At 71.3% G+C, this 13,894-nt stretch carries 10 protein-coding genes and 1 pseudogene; 2 read left to right on the top strand and 9 right to left on the bottom strand.

What is annotated here, in order from left to right; translation table 11 throughout:
• Positions 1–60: 60 nt before the first annotated feature.
• A complete protein-coding gene (locus tag OSB71_RS06845; protein ID WP_265945334.1) occupies positions 61–1,452 on the top strand; it encodes an aminopeptidase P family protein in 1,392 nt (463 codons plus the stop codon).
• 87 nt (positions 1,453–1,539) lie between these two features.
• On the opposite strand, the gene OSB71_RS06840 is transcribed toward OSB71_RS06845, so the two are convergent.
• From OSB71_RS06840 to OSB71_RS06800, 9 genes are all read right to left on the bottom strand, one after another.
• Positions 1,540–2,253 (bottom strand): GntR family transcriptional regulator, encoded by a 714-nt coding sequence (locus tag OSB71_RS06840; protein WP_265945332.1) that lies wholly within the window; start codon positions 2,251–2,253, stop codon positions 1,540–1,542.
• Between the two features lie 120 nt (positions 2,254–2,373).
• Positions 2,374–3,795, bottom strand: a complete 1,422-nt coding sequence (locus tag OSB71_RS06835) for an aldehyde dehydrogenase family protein (RefSeq protein ID WP_265945330.1) — start codon at positions 3,793–3,795, stop codon at positions 2,374–2,376.
• Entirely contained in the window at positions 3,792–4,793 is a 1,002-nt protein-coding gene (locus OSB71_RS06830) for a proline racemase family protein (RefSeq protein WP_265945328.1), read from the bottom strand. The genes OSB71_RS06835 and OSB71_RS06830 overlap by 4 nt, the downstream gene beginning before the upstream one ends.
• Before the next feature lie 49 nt (positions 4,794–4,842).
• Entirely contained in the window at positions 4,843–5,706 is an 864-nt protein-coding gene (locus OSB71_RS06825; RefSeq protein WP_265945594.1) for a dihydrodipicolinate synthase family protein, read from the bottom strand.
• A gap of 124 nt (positions 5,707–5,830) precedes the next feature.
• Positions 5,831–7,324 (bottom strand): FAD-dependent oxidoreductase, encoded by a 1,494-nt coding sequence (locus OSB71_RS06820; RefSeq protein WP_265945326.1) that lies wholly within the window; start codon positions 7,322–7,324, stop codon positions 5,831–5,833.
• Positions 7,305–7,619, bottom strand: a complete 315-nt coding sequence (locus tag OSB71_RS06815; RefSeq protein ID WP_265945324.1) for a (2Fe-2S)-binding protein — start codon at positions 7,617–7,619, stop codon at positions 7,305–7,307. The genes OSB71_RS06820 and OSB71_RS06815 overlap by 20 nt, the downstream gene beginning before the upstream one ends.
• A gap of 53 nt (positions 7,620–7,672) precedes the next feature.
• Complete coding sequence (locus tag OSB71_RS06810; protein WP_416237207.1) at positions 7,673–8,833, bottom strand: NAD(P)/FAD-dependent oxidoreductase; 1,161 nt, start codon at positions 8,831–8,833, stop codon at positions 7,673–7,675.
• Between the two features lie 236 nt (positions 8,834–9,069).
• Positions 9,070–11,601, bottom strand: a complete 2,532-nt coding sequence (locus OSB71_RS06805; protein WP_265945592.1) for a collagenase — start codon at positions 11,599–11,601, stop codon at positions 9,070–9,072.
• Between the two features lie 342 nt (positions 11,602–11,943).
• Positions 11,944–13,038: a S1 family peptidase gene (locus OSB71_RS06800; RefSeq protein WP_323055252.1), complete on the bottom strand. Its 1,095-nt coding sequence runs from the start codon at positions 13,036–13,038 to the stop codon at positions 11,944–11,946.
• A 218-nt stretch (positions 13,039–13,256) separates the two neighbouring features.
• Here OSB71_RS06800 and OSB71_RS24580 point away from each other — a divergent pair.
• Positions 13,257–13,478 (top strand): annotated as a pseudogene (locus tag OSB71_RS24580) (GNAT family N-acetyltransferase); the annotation flags it as partial.
• Positions 13,479–13,894: the final 416 nt, after the last annotated feature.

Genomic DNA, 13,894 nt, shown 5'->3' with positions numbered 1-13,894 from the left:
TCAGCCCGCCCTACCACGGGCAGCCACGACCTCCCGATCTCACCCGCCCTGGCGTCGTTCATGAGCAGCGGCTGGGCTCCCTCCCGTCTGCCCCGCGACGCGCGCGTCCCCGGCCGCCAAGCCACCTCGGTCCGGCGAGCACGGCTCTCGGAACGCTTCCCCGGAGAGCGGCTCATCCTGCCGGCCGGTGAGCTGAAGGTGCGGTCCAACGACTGCGACTACCACTTCCGCCCCCACACCGCCTACGCGTGGCTGACCGGCCTCACCGGCGAGGACCAGCCGGGCAACGTGCTGGTCATGGAGCCCTCCAGCCCCGCGGGACACCACCCCGTGCTGTACCTGCGGCCCCGGTCCTCACGCGCGGACGAGGAGTTCTACCGTGACCGCCGATACGGCGAGTTCTGGGTCGGTCGCCGCCCTGACCTCGATGAGGCGATGCAGCTCACCGGCATCGAGTGCCGCCATCTGGACGAGCTGACCGGTGCGCTCTCCGGGCCCCGGCCTCTCACCCGGGCGCTGACCGGGATCGACGGTGCTGTTGACGCCCTGGTCGAGCCCCGCGCCCCCAGCGAAGTCGAGCGGCTGCGGGAGAAGGAGCTGGAGGCCTGTCTGTCCGAGCTCCGCCTGGTCAAGGAAGCCTGGGAGGTCGAGCAGCTCCAACTGGCCGTGGACCACACCACCATGGGCTTCGAGGACGTGGTGCGGGCCCTGCCCCACGCCCTGCGCCACCGCCGCGGTGAGCGGTGGGTCGAAGGAGTCTTCAACCTCCGGGCCCGGGCCGAGGGGAACGGCGTGGGGTACGAGACCATCGCGGCCGCCGGAGCACATGCCTGCGTACTGCACTGGGTACGCAACGACGGCCCCCTGGACCCCTCCCAACTCCTGCTCCTGGACGCCGGGGTGGAGACCGACACGCTCTACACCGCCGACATCACCCGCACCCTCCCCCTGTCAGGACGCTTCTCCCCCGTGCAGCGACAGGTCTACGACCTGGTGCTGGCGGCTCAGGAGGCCGGTATCGCCGCGTTGCGCCCGGGCGCCTCGTTCCGCGACTTCCACCGCGCCGCCATGAGGGTGATCGCCGAAGGTCTGTGCGACTGGGGCGTGCTGAAGACGCCTACCGACGAGTTGGGCGCGGACAGCGGCCTGCACCGCCGCTACACCCTCTGCGGCAGCGGCCACATGCTCGGCATGGACGTGCATGACTGCGCCAAGGCCCGCGCCGGGGCCTACGTCGAGGGAGCGCTGAGGGAAGGCCAGGTCCTGACCGTCGAGCCGGGTCTGTACCTGCAGCCTGACGATGAGACCCTGCCGGTCGAACTGCGGGGCATGGGCGTGCGCATCGAGGACGACCTGGTGATCACCAAGGACGGTGCACGGCTGATGTCCTCCGCGCTGCCCAGGACCGCGGACGGTATCGAGGAGTGGATGGGCACGCTGCTACAGGGGTGACAGGAGTCCGCCTGACCATGGGCGGGGAGCGCCTCCGGCCGGACGCGCTCCCCGCCCGGCCTGTGCAGCTCTGCCGGCTCCGGGAGGTCAGCGTGCGTTCAGCTTCCGGGCCGGGGACTTCTGTTCGGGCGTCTGCTGCCCGCGTGCGGCCCACAGGGAGCGGACGTGCGCCAGGTGGTGGCGCATGTGTTCCTCGGCTGCCTCGGCGTCACCGGCCAGTACGAGGTCCAGCAGCTCGGCGTGTTCCTGCGCGGAGGCCACCAGCGCACCCGCTTCCGCGAGCTCGGTGAGTCCGTAGAGCCGGGAGCGCTTGCGCAGGTCGCCCACCGTCTCGACCAGACGGGAGTTGCCGGCCAGGGCGAGCAGGTCGAGATGGAAGCGGCGGTCGGCCTCCAGGTATCCGATGAGGTCACCGGCACGTGCGGCGGCCACGATCTCCTCGGCTATGGGGCGCAGGGCCTCCAGTTGCTCGCGTGTGGCGGCCCTGGCCACCCTGCCAACGGTCGGGATCTCGATCAGGGCGCGGATCTCGGTGAACTCGTCCAGATCGCGCTCGGACAGTGCGGTGACGCGGAAGCCCTTGTTGCGCACCGGCTCGACCAGCCCCTCGCGCGCCAGGTCCAGCATCGCCTCGCGCACGGGGGTGGCCGAGACACCGTACTCGGTGGCGAGAGTGGGGGCGGAGTAGATCACTCCGGGCTGCAGTTCGCCCGCGATCAGCGCGGCACGGAGGGCGTTGGCCACCTGGTCACGCAGGTGCTCCTGCACCGAAACGAGTTTCCGGGGTTTCAGCTCACTCATGGGTTCCCCTCCGTGGGTTCGTGATCCCACTGTACAATGTCACGTTGCGTGACATCTACGCCATCCCCGGCGCGCCGACCAGGGAGCGCCGGGGAGCGGAGGGTGCCCGTTCGCGACGGTTCAGGCTGATGCGGCGGGCAGGAGGGACACCGTGCGGCTGGAGGTGTAGAAGTCCATCGCGGCGTGCCCCTGCTCCCTCATCCCGTAGCTGGAGCCCTTCTCTCCCCCGAAGGGGAGGTGGAAGTCGACACCGGTGGTAGGAGCGTTCACCCGCAACATGCCCGTGGCGAGGCGGTCGACCGCCGAGAGTGCTCTTTGCAGGTCGCCCGTGTGGAGCGACGCGACCAGGCCGTAGTGACCGCTGTTCGCGGCCTGGACCGCCTCGTCGAAGTCCACCGCCCCCGACAGCACCGCGATGGGGCCGAAGACCTCACGGTCGTGCAGTTCGTGCCCGGCGGGCACGTCCTCCAGCAGCACCGGATCGACGTACCAGCCCGCTGCTGTGCCCGGACCGCGCCGCTCACCCCCCGCCAGCGCACGCGCCCCCGTGCTGAGGGCGCTGTCCCGGGCTCGGAGAACACGGTCCTTGGCCACTTCGGAGATGACGGGACCGCAGACCGCATCCGCCGCGCGGGGGTCGCGGGCGGGCAGTTCCCGCAGGGCCTCCGCCAGCGCCTCGCGCAGCCTCGGCAGAGCGCTGCCCACGGCGATCACCCTTCTGGTGGCGGTGCATTTCTGACCCGCGTAACCGGCGATCGCCGCGGCGATGTCCGCGGCCGCCTTCCCCATGTTGGCGTCCGGCAGGACCACGGCAGCGTTGTGGCCGCCCATCTCCGCCTGGGCGGGGACGCCGCGGGTCGCGGCGGCACGGGCGACGGCGGCCCCGACGGCGGTCGACCCGGTGAAGGAGACGACGTCGGCCAGGCCGGTCAAGGCAGCGCCGACTTCGGCGCCCCCGGGGATGACGTGCAGAACGTCCGCGGGCAGGACCTCCTTGATGATCTCGGCCAGCCGCAGAGCGCACGCGGTCGCCTCCGGTGCGGGCTTGAGGACGACCGTGTTGCCGGCGGCCAGGGCCGGAGCGGCCTTCCACGACGGAATGGCCATGGGGAAGTTCCACGGAGTGATCAGACCGGCGACGCCGTGCGGGCGGCGCCGGGTGAGCAGCAGCCCCGGCCCCGAGGCCGGCTCGTGCACCGATCCGGTGGCGTCGTAGGGAAGCTGGGCGTAGTAGCGCCAGATCGCCACCGTGCGCGCCACCTCGCCGCGGGCCTCGGCGAGTGGCTTGCCAACCTCTCGCACCAGGAGCCCGGCCAGTTCCTCGGACGCGCTCTCCACGGCGTCTCCGGCTCGGCGCAGGGCCGCGGACCGCGCTGTCGCGCCGCCGGCGAGCCACTCGCTCTGGGCTCGGGCAGCTCGCCGCACGGCACGGTTGGCTGTGTCCGGGCCGCAGCCGTGCAGTGCGACGAGGATGTCGCCGGGGTCGGCGGGGTTGCGGGAGATCACCGAGTTGTCGGCTGCCGGGGTGGGAGGGGTGTTCACAGGAGGAAGCCTTCCGGGAACGGGTCGGTGGGGTCGAGGAGGAACTGGGCGGTGCCGGTGATCCAGGCGCTGCCGGTGAACGTCGGCACCACGGCGGGCCGGCCGGCGACCTCGGTCTCTTCCACCAGGCGGCCGGTGAAGGCGGTGCCCAGGAAGGACTCGTTGCGGAAGTCGCGGTGCAGGGGGAGTTCCCCGCGGGCGTGGAGCTGCGCCATGCGGGCCGAGGTGCCGGTGCCGCAGGGCGACCGGTCGAACCACCCGGGGTGGATGGCCATCGCGTTCCGCGATCGCCGGGCGTCCGATCCCGGGGCGAGGAGTTGCACGTGATGGCATCCCCTGATCCCGGGATCCTCCGGGTGCACCGGCTCGCCCGCGGCGTTGATCGCAGCCATCACCTCCAGGCTCGCTCCCAGGATCTCCTCCTTGCGCGACCGGTCGAAGGGCAGTCCCAGTTCCCCGATGGGGAGGATGGCGTAGAAGTTGCCGCCGTAGGCCAGGTCATAGGTGATCTCTCCGAAGCCGGGGACTTCGGTCTTCTCCCCCAGGGCGACAGCGAAGGAGGGGACGTTGCGCAGTGTCACCGCGCGGGCGGCACCCTCGTGGACGTGGACCTCGGCGGTGACGAGCCCGGCCGGTGTGTCCAGCCGGACGGTGGTCACCGGCTCTGTCACCGGCACCATGCCGGCTTCCACCAGTACGGTGGCGACCCCGATGGTGCCGTGCCCGCACATGGGCAGACAGCCGGACACCTCGATGTAGAGGACTCCCCAGTCCGCGTCGGGGCGGGTCGGAGGTTGCAGGATCGCACCGCTCATCGCCGCGTGCCCGCGCGGTTCGTACGTCAGCAGGGTGCGGATGTGGTCCAGGTGGCGCATGAAGTACGTGCGTCGTTCGGCCATGGTGGCCCCGGGAACCGGTGCGACTCCTCCGGTGATGACGCGCGTGGGCATGCCCTCGGTATGGGAGTCGACGGCGTGGAAGACACGGCGACTACGCATGGCTCTCCTCCTGGCGGACGGGGGTGTCGGGGGTGCGCGCGGGACGGTTTCAGTTCAGGCCCTCGGCCAGGACCTTCTCCGTCACGGACCGCACGGCGGCTTCCGCCTCTGTGTCCAGCGGGGAGCGCGGCGGACGGCAGGGGCCGCCATGGCGCCCGGCGATGTCCATCGAAACCTTGATGGCCTGCACGAACACGTGCTTGGTGTCCCAGCGCAGCAGCGGGTGCAGCGCTCTGTAGAGGGGCAGCGCGGTCCCCAGGTCCTGGGCGATGGCGGCCCGGTACAGTGCGACGCAGGAGTGCGGCAGGGCGTTGGGGTAGCCGGCGATCCAGCCGACAGCGCCGGCCAGGGCCAGTTCCAGCAGGACGTCGTCGGCTCCGATGAGCAGGTCCAAGCCGGGGGCGCGCTCGGCGATCTCGTAGGCCCGTCGTACGTCGCCGCTGAACTCCTTGACCGCGACGATGTGCTCCTGCGCGTGCAGCTCGGCCAGAAGCCGCGGGGTGAGGTGAACACGGGTGTCGTAGGGGTTGTTGTAAGCCACCACGGGCAGCCCGACACCTGCGACCTCGGCGTAGTGGGCGCCGACCTCCGCGTCGTTGGCGCGGTAGGCGTTGGGGGGCAGCAGCAGGACGGAACCGGCCCCGGCTTCGGCGGCCTGCTCGGTCCAGCGCGCGGCCTCGGTGCTGCCGTAGGCCGCCGCTCCGGCCATGACCCGGTTGCCGTCCCCGGCGGCCTCCACCGCAGTGCGGATGACGCGGGCACGTTCGTCGTCGGTGAGGGTCTGGTACTCCCCCAGGGAGCCGTTGGGGACGACGCCGTCGCAACCGGCGTCCAACAGGAAGCGGACGTGCTCGGCGTAGGCGTCGTAGTCCACCGACAGGTCTTCCTTGAAAGGAAGGGCGGTAGCCACCATGACACCACGCCAGGGGTGTTCGGCGCTGTGCTGGATTGCGCTCACGTTCGGTTCTCCTAGGGTTGGGCGAATCCGGCCGGGCCGGTTCTCGAAGGGGTTGGAGGTTCTGGTCGGGTCGCGCCGGTCAGAGGTGCTCCTGGGGCCGGTGCCGGGCGAGCTGGGCGAGGGGGACGGGGCGGGACAGCGGGCGCCTGTCCACGCTCACCGGTGCGCCGCCGTCGGCGGACGCGAGGCAGGAGACCGCGGGGCCGCACATCCGTCCCTGGCACCAGCCCATACCTGCCCGGGTCAGCAGCTTGACCGTGCGCGTGTCGCCCGCGCCGAAGGCGTCGACTGCCTCGCGCACGGATGCGGCATCGACCTCCTCGCAACGGCAGATCTCGGTGTCGCCTCGCAGCCACTGGGGCCAGGCCGATCCGGGCCGGTGCACCTGCGCCATGAGGTCGGCGAAGACGCGCAGCCGAGTGGCACGTGTGCGCAACGCCGCAGCCGTGCGCGCGGGAGCGGGCTCGCCGTGCACCGCGGCAGCGACAGCACGAGCAGCCAGCTCTCCCTCGCACAGAGCGAGCTGGGCGCCGCCTACGCCGTTGGTCTCGCCTGCCGCCCACACGCCTTCGACACTGGTGCGCAGGAAGGAGTCCACCACAAGGGCGGGTGTGCCGTCGGGCGTGGTGCGGGTAGCACAGCCCAGTTCCACAGCGAGTTCGAGCTGGGGTATCAGACCATGGCCTACGGCCAGAGCGTCGCAGGACAGGTGCTGCTCGGTCCCGGGCCGCGGTCGCCAGTCGCCGTCCACTCTCGCCACGGTCACGCCGGTGACCCGGTCGGTCCCATGGGCCTGGACCACGGCGGTCCGGGTGCGTAGCCGTACCCCCCGGCGGGCGAGTGCCGCCGCGTGCCGGGCCCCTTCGGTGAGCTTGCCGGGGTTGCGCAGCAGCGGTCCCGGTCGGCGGGCGTAGGGCAGGTAGCCGCTCGCCTCCACAACGTACGGCACGCGGGCCCCGGCGGCGGACAGCGAGGCGGCCGCGGCCAGCAGCAGGGGCCCGCTGCCGGCGACGATCACGCGACGGCCCGGCAGGACCAGGCCGGACTTCATCATGGCCTGGGCTCCTCCGGCACCGACGACTCCAGGCAGGGTCCAGCCGGGGAAGGGCAGTTGGCGCTCGTAGGTTCCGGTCGCCAGCAGCAGCCGGTGCGCCGGCACACTCTCCCTCGGCGCCTCGTCCGTGTTCTGGTCGCCAGAGTCGGCCTGGTCGTGCGGTGGCACGGTCGCGGTGGTGAGCAGTGTCCAGCGGCCCGTGTGGCCGCACTGCTGGATGGTCCACACCTGCCGTCCCGGCAGGTGCCGGATTCGGCCGGCGTGCCTGTGCTGACGCAGCCGGGTCTCCAGGGCGGTGAAGGCGGCCCAGCCGTGGTGGAGTGCCTCGGGCCGCCGCGCACCCAACCCGGGTGCCGGATGGCGGTAGTACTGGCCGCCCGGCCGGGGTTCGGCATCCACCAGGGCGACGGTCAGCCCCGCGTCGGCGGCAGTGACGGCCGCAGCGAGCCCGGCGGGCCCGGCGCCCACGACCGCCAGGTCGTACGGGGCTCTGAGGGGCTCAGCAGGAGAGGTCGGCATAGCCGTCTCCTTCCTGGGGGGTGACGGTGTCGCCGTCGTGCGCCGGAACCAGGCACGCGCGCTGGTTGGGCCGGCCGTTGACAGTGATCAGACAGTCGAAGCAGACCCCCATCCCGCAGAAGGCACCGCGGGGTCGCTCGCCGCGGCGGGTGGTGCGCCAGGAGACGATGCCTGCGGCCCACAGGGCGGCGGCGATGCTCTGGCCCGGCAGCGCCGGAAGCTTCCTGCCGTCGTAGTCGATGCCCATGGCGGACTGAGAATCGGCCCGCACCAGCCCGGCCGGAGTGCGTGACATGGGACTTCCCTGGGGTGCCGGCGTGCGGTGGTCGCCGGTGCGGTGCCGCGTACTCATGCGTGCTGGACCTCGGGTTCGAAGCGGTCAGGGCGGAAGGGGGCAAGGTCCAGCGATGGCTCTTGCCCGGTCAGGGCCTGGGCGAGCAGCAGCCCCGTGGCCGGTGCCAGCCCGATCCCCGCACCCTCGTGCCCACAGGCGTGGTGGAGGCCGGGGACGCGGGAGTCGGCGCCGATTGCCGGGAGGTGGTCGGGGAGGTAGGGCCGGAAGCCGTGGTAGGCACGTAGAACGGAGACCTGGGCCAGGACGGGGAAGAGGGTCACCGCGCTGTCAGCCATGCGCCGCACGGCCTCGGTGGACAGAGTGCTGTCGAAGCCGGTCCGTTCCCGGCTGGATCCGATCAGTACGGGGCCGGCCGGTGTGCCCTCGACCACGGGAGAAGTCTGGAGGGAGGCGGAGTCGCTGGCCACGTCGGCGACGTAGGCGGCGGCGTAGACCTTGTGCCGCACCACGCGGGGCAGGGGTTCGGTCACCAGGACGAAGCCCTTGCGTGGCATGACCGGCAGGGCCGTCCCGGCCAGGGCGGCGATCTGTGCTGACCAGGTGCCGGCGGCGTTGACCACCACCGGGGCCTTCAGCTCGCGGTGGGGGGTGCGCACGCCGTCGATCCGCCCCGCGGGGGTTACCAGCACCTCTGTGACCGCCTCCCGCACGTGGAGGGCGGCGCCCGACGTCCGCGCGGCGTGCAGGAGGCGGGAGGCGGCGAGGGCGGGCTGGACCTGGGCGTCCTGGGGGTAGTGGACGGCTCCGGCCAGGCCGGGGGCCAGGTGCGGCTCGAGGTCCGGCAGCCGGTCGGCGGGCACCTCGCGAGCCACGACACCGGCCGCGGCCTGCCCGGCGGCCATGCGGCGCAGCGCGGACCACTCGGCGTCGTCCGCGGCCACCACGACTCCGCCCTTGGCCTCGTACTCGATCCCCTCGGGCAGCCGGGCGGCCAGGTCACGCCACAGGCCCGCGGAGAGCTGGGCGAGATCGAGCTCCGGGCCTGGGGGCTTGTCCGAGACCAGCAGGTTCCCCTCCCCCGCCCCCGTCGTACCACCGGCCGGGCTGCCGCGGTCGACGACGGCGACGGCGAGTCCGGCGCGGGTGGCGTAGTAGGCGCACGCCGCACCGACGACTCCCGCTCCGATGACGACGGCATCGACGGTTTGTCTCATGGGCACCACAGTAATATGTCACATGCTTCGAGGGTAGCCCGGAGGCGTCGACCACCTTTCGGGAGGGCACGCAGACCGGGGCGGGGCGCGAGGAGTTCCTCGCGCCCCGCCCCGGCGGCTGGAGGGTGGAGCGGGCCGGCACTGCCCGAGCGGCTACCTGGACAGGACCGGGACCGGTCGGGTCGTATGGCGACGGAAGACGCCGCTCCGCCGCGACGGTCGGTGGGGCGAAGGGGTCAGTACTCGGTCTTGACGGTCGCCCCGGCGAAGTCCTCCGCGGCGGCCAGGCTGACGTAGTGCCAGCCGGCTGCCGGGTTGGTGATGGTGAGCGTCTCGCCGTTGCCCGCGCCCGTGGAGCGGCTGGTGTGGGTGGTGGTGGTCGCCCAGGTGCTGTTGCTGTAGTAGAGGTCGGCGTTGCCGGTCCCGCCGGACGAGGTGATCTTCAGTTGCTGGGTGCCGGCGGGGAGGTAGACGTAGAGGTAGGCGTAGTTCCCGGCGGTCGCGGACAGGTTGCTGCGCTTGCAGTTGCGGTCGAGTTCCCGGGTGTCGCCGCCGGTGCACTCGGGAGTGGTGTCCGCACCGCCGACGGCGATGCTCTGGGTGGCGGTGCTGGTGGCGCCCTTGTCGTCGGTGACGGTCAGCTTCACGGTGTAGGTGCCCGCCGCCGCGTAGGTCCTGGAGGGGTTGGCGGCGGTGGAGGTGGTGCCGTCACCGAAGTCCCACGAGCGTGCGGCGATGGTGCCGTCGGAGTCCGTGGAGCGATCGGTGAGGTTCGCCGTCAGGCCGCTGACGGCTACGGTGAAGGCCGCGCTGGGCGCCTGGTTGCCGGGCGGGCTGGTGGAGCCGCCGCAGTCGCCGGCCGCACACCGCGACAGCCAGCTGTACCAGTCGCTGTTGTAGCGGGTGCCGATGCTGCCGGTGAGGTAGGAGCGGGCCGCGCTCCAGTTGCCGGCGCGGTAGTAGCCCAGGACGGTGTCCATCTCAGCCCGGTGGGACTGGAGCATGTACCGCACGGCGAGGTAGCCCCACCGGTAGACGCGCGTGGTGTCGTGGCTGTAGGTGGTGTCGAACAGGGTGCTCAGCGCGTAGGTGCGTTTGCCGGCCTCGGTGATGGCCGCGTCGTAGCGCAGGTTGCGGTAGGAGTAGGAGACGTACTCGGCGAAGCCTTCGATCCACCAGATGGTGGGGGTGGCGATGTTGTCGGCGAAGCCGCCGTGCAGGTTGAAGCGGCCGTCGAGGTAGTGCGTGTACTCGTGGTTGAGGTTCCAGATCTCGAAGGAGGGCCGCGCCCACTCGGCCTCGTAGGCGATGAAGCGGGCCTGGTTGCCGGCGGCGGAGGGGTCGCCCTCCAGGTACATGCCGCCGTTGTTGGTGTCGATGCCCCAGGTCGCTCCGGCGTAGGTCCGGTAGTCGGTGCTGCTGTCGTAGGCGACCACCTCGAGGCTGGTGTTGCGGTCGCCGGCGACCGGGCCGCTGTCCTTGGCGATGCTGTGGAAGTACGCGTCCTGGTCGGCCAGGCTGCGGCAGGTGTCCGCCAGCTGCGCCGAGGTCATCTGCTGGGCGCGGATGCGGAGACTGGCGCTGCAGGTGTGGTTGATCACCAGGACGTCGGCTATCAGGCGTTGCTGGAGGTCGCAGGTGCCGTAGTAGCCGCAGTTGGCCTTGTCGTAGCTGTCGGTCATCTCGGCGATGCCGACCCACAGTGGGGCGGTGTCCCCCTTGATGGAGCTCTGGTTGAGCAGCCCAGCCGCCTGCGGCCGGACCGTACTGCGCATCGAGGCGTGCTGCAGGAACCGGGCGTGCTCGCGTCCGGCGTTGGAAGCCAGGTAGCTCTGCTCGGTGCCCAGGAGGTTCTTGTGGGATGAGGCGAAGTTGTACAGCGCGTCCAGGACGCTGCGGTCGGAGGACACCGCGGCGACGAAGGCGGGCACCTGGTGACCGCGGAAGAGGACGGTGTAGACGTTGTTGACCGCGGTCAGCATCCACCGGGAGGAGTTGTAGGAGCTGCCGTAGGCGTTCAACAGGCGCTTGACGACGTACAGGTAACGGGCGTTCTCCTCGGCGCTGTCGATCAGGGTGACGGCCTCGGCGAGCACTTCGCCGTTGGCGTCGGTGACGTCGCGGGAGCGGGGGGCGGCGAAGAACGCGTCGAGGCCCGCGCGGATGGCGGTGCGCAGCGTCGGGCCGTAGGGGCCGGTGTCGGCCTCGTGGTACCAGTGCACGTAGTAGCCGGCGCGCAGGTAGAGCACGAGCTGCGCCACCCCGGTGCTGCTGTCGCCGGGGTAGGAGGCGGAACCGTCGCGCAGCGCGTAGGCGACACTGGTCATCTGCGCCTCGCGGAACGCCTGGTAGGCGTCGCCACCGGTGAGCCCGAACAGGGTGTTGACGCACTCGGTCGTGGACCCCTTGATCTGCCGCACCAGGGCGCTGCCGGTACGGCCGGTGAAGTCACCTGTGCTGCACCCGGGCACCGCCGCCGTCGAGGCTTTCCCCTTCTTGGCGGTCTCGTTCTCCGGGGCCGCCTGCATGGACGGTCTCTGCCGCGGCGCGGGGGAGGCGGGGTCGTCGTAGTCCCGGCGCAGCGCGTCCTTCGTCGAGGGCAGCGGAGCACGGTCCTCGACCTTCAGCGGCTCGTGGCGCACGTGCTCGGGATCGTCGCTCACCGCTGTCTGTGCCGACGCCTGCGGGGGGACGTCCTTGGGAGCCTGCTGCTCAGCCGGCTTCTCATCCGCGCGGCTCGGGGCGGCGTGTCCCGGAGCGGCGAGCATCCCGATCCCGAGGCACAGCGCCAGGATCAGCACACTCAGCCTCGCGAAAGGGAGTCGGACATCTTCTGTTCTCACTCGCTGCCTCCAGCGGGAGGAAAGGGCCGTACGAGGGGCACGGCCGGGTGGAGTGTCCACACGACGGGCCCTGGAGGAGTAGCGGAGAAGGCGCACTCCCCAGGATTGTCATGTACACACCTGTGCTATGTAACGGGTGATATTGCGCTTCGCTTTCGGGTGGGAAGGATCCGAAGCCGAGAGGACGGGTAGCGCGCCCGGGGTTCGGCGCGTCCGGCGAGTGGCCGCCGCGCTCCCCCTGCACCGAGCGCGGTGGCTCCTACCCGGTCAGCCGGCCAGGAGTGTGACTCCCAGAGAGGAGAGAGCGCGGCTGATGGGCTCGTGGATCATGCCGCAGCCGCTGTTCGGGCCGCCGCTGAGGATGCCGTGCGCGGTGGATCCGCTGTAGACACCGCTACCGCTGTCGCCCGGCGCCACGCACGCGGTGCTCCAGGTCATCCCGGTCAGGGTGCGGCCGGGGTAGTGGACGGTGGCGTTGGTGTCGGTGATCTGCCCGCAGGTGTAGCCGGTGGTGGAGCCCTGCTTGCACACGTACTGGCCCACGTAGTCGTAGTCCCAGCTCCGGACGGGCTGGGTGGTGTAAACCCACCCCCGCGGCTGCCAGAAGGCAGGATCGCTGATCCGCACGGCGGCGTAGTCACCGTAGTAGCCGAAGTGGTAGGAAGCGGTGCTACCCACCCCCTGGTAGCCGTAGCTGTAGGTCGGGACCTCCCAGTAGGAGGCGGCCTCGGTGCAGTGCCCGGCGGTCAGCATGTAGGAGCTGGACCCGGCGTAGGCCATGAAGGCGCTGGTGCAGCGGGTGTTGCCGCCGTAGATGGCCAGCCCCGAGCGCAGCGGCGGGTCACAGGAGTACTGCCCGCCGCAGTACAGCGGCTTGGAGGCGTGCTGGTAGGTGTCGACGACCAGTGCGTCCCCGAACTCGCCCTCGGCCCAGCGCACGGTCCGCTGCTGCTCGCTCGTGAGCTTCCTCCCCTGCGGAAGGTCCAGTCGCAGCACGTTCTTCTCGGTCATGACCGCGGATTGCAGGCCGTACTTGGCGCCCTTGTTGGCCTTGGCGATCCGCTTGCTCAGCTGTTCCGACATCTTCCGCAGTTCGCCCATGCCACGCCGGACGACCACGGCCTCGGCCGCCGCCTCCTTCGAGACGAGAGCGTTGACCGTCGGCACCGCCGACTTCCCGGTCACCGCGACGACCAGCTTGCCGCCTCGGTCGTGGTCCACCCACGCCCCGCCGAAACGCGCCCCCAGCCTCTTGCGCAGCTTGGTGGCGAGAGCGGCCTGCTCGTCCTGTCGCGCTATGCGCCGCTGCCCTTCTTCGGCCGGGACGCCGTAGTCCTCGGCCAGCTGGGTCGCTGCGGCCATCTGCTGGGCGTCCAGGCGCGGTTCGGCCCGGCCCGCCTCACCCGCCGAAACCGGCGGAGCGAGAAGGATCGCGGCGATGAGAGCGGCCAAAGCCGCCCACACGGCCCCCGACAAGCGTAGTGAAGCACCGTGCATCGAGCACCTCCGTGTGATGGAGCGAGCACCGGATGCAGTGGACGCCCCACGCGGCGCCCCTGTGAACATCCGGCGTCAGGAGCATGACAGGGAACAATATGGCGGGTGACATTTCACATATCAAGGGTGATGCTTCAATCTTGAGCAACTGCGCAGATCCGCTCGAGAAGCAGCTTCAGGCGCGTGAGGACGGCGAGGTGGTGGCGGAGGCCACCGTCGGCCGGCCGGAAGCAGGGATCGGGGTGCTGTGGTGGATCAGCGTCGCCCCCACCGCACGCGGACGCGGGCTCGGGACGGGTTTGCTGGGCTCCTCGCTGGAGCTGCTGGCCCGACTGGGCGCGGGCGAGGTGCTCCTCTACGTCGACGACGCCGCACCGGGTGACCCGGAGCGGGATCGGACCGCGGCCAACGCCTCTACGACCGGGCCGGCCTCCACGAGGTCGACCGGCTGTTCTCCTTCACCCGCCGGCCCTGACCTGCGGGTGGGTGGCTGCGCTGCGCGAACGCGCAGTCCGGGAGGCCGGGTGCGCCCCCGCAGGAGCGAGACGGGTCGAGGTGGTCTCGCTCGTCGGTCACCGTCGGCGTGTCCGCTGTCGGCGGTGGGTGACATGCTGGGCGTGCGTGGTCGGGTCGGCGCACCACCGCACGGGTGGGGCGTGCGTGGCGGAGAATGTCCCGAGCACCACGGACCGGTACGGAAGCGACGGTCGGCGCGGCGCGG

The organism is Streptomyces marinisediminis (assembly GCF_026262575.1).
Classification (GTDB): domain Bacteria; phylum Actinomycetota; class Actinomycetes; order Streptomycetales; family Streptomycetaceae; genus Streptomyces; species Streptomyces marinisediminis.
Note: the sequence above shows the minus strand (reverse complement) of the source record. Positions and strands in the feature narration are given on the sequence as shown.

Bases quoted from the DNA above. Each gene is read 5' to 3' on its own strand.
- OSB71_RS06840 (WP_265945332.1), bottom strand. From the start codon at position 2,253: ATGAGTGAGCTGAAACCCCGGAAACTCGTTTCGGTGCAGGAGCACCTG.
- OSB71_RS06820 (WP_265945326.1), bottom strand. From the start codon at position 7,324: ATGCCGACCTCTCCTGCTGAGCCCCTCAGAGCCCCGTACGACCTGGCG.
- OSB71_RS06810 (WP_416237207.1), bottom strand. From the start codon at position 8,833: ATGAGACAAACCGTCGATGCCGTCGTCATCGGAGCGGGAGTCGTCGGT.
- OSB71_RS06805 (WP_265945592.1), bottom strand. From the start codon at position 11,601: ATGCTCGCCGCTCCGGGACACGCCGCCCCGAGCCGCGCGGATGAGAAG.
- OSB71_RS06815 (WP_265945324.1), bottom strand. From the start codon at position 7,619: ATGTCACGCACTCCGGCCGGGCTGGTGCGGGCCGATTCTCAGTCCGCC.
- OSB71_RS06845 (WP_265945334.1), top strand. From the start codon at position 61: ATGAGCAGCGGCTGGGCTCCCTCCCGTCTGCCCCGCGACGCGCGCGTC.
- OSB71_RS06830 (WP_265945328.1), bottom strand. From the start codon at position 4,793: ATGCGTAGTCGCCGTGTCTTCCACGCCGTCGACTCCCATACCGAGGGC.
- OSB71_RS06825 (WP_265945594.1), bottom strand. From the start codon at position 5,706: ATGGTGGCTACCGCCCTTCCTTTCAAGGAAGACCTGTCGGTGGACTAC.
- OSB71_RS06800 (WP_323055252.1), bottom strand. From the start codon at position 13,038: ATGGCCGCAGCGACCCAGCTGGCCGAGGACTACGGCGTCCCGGCCGAA.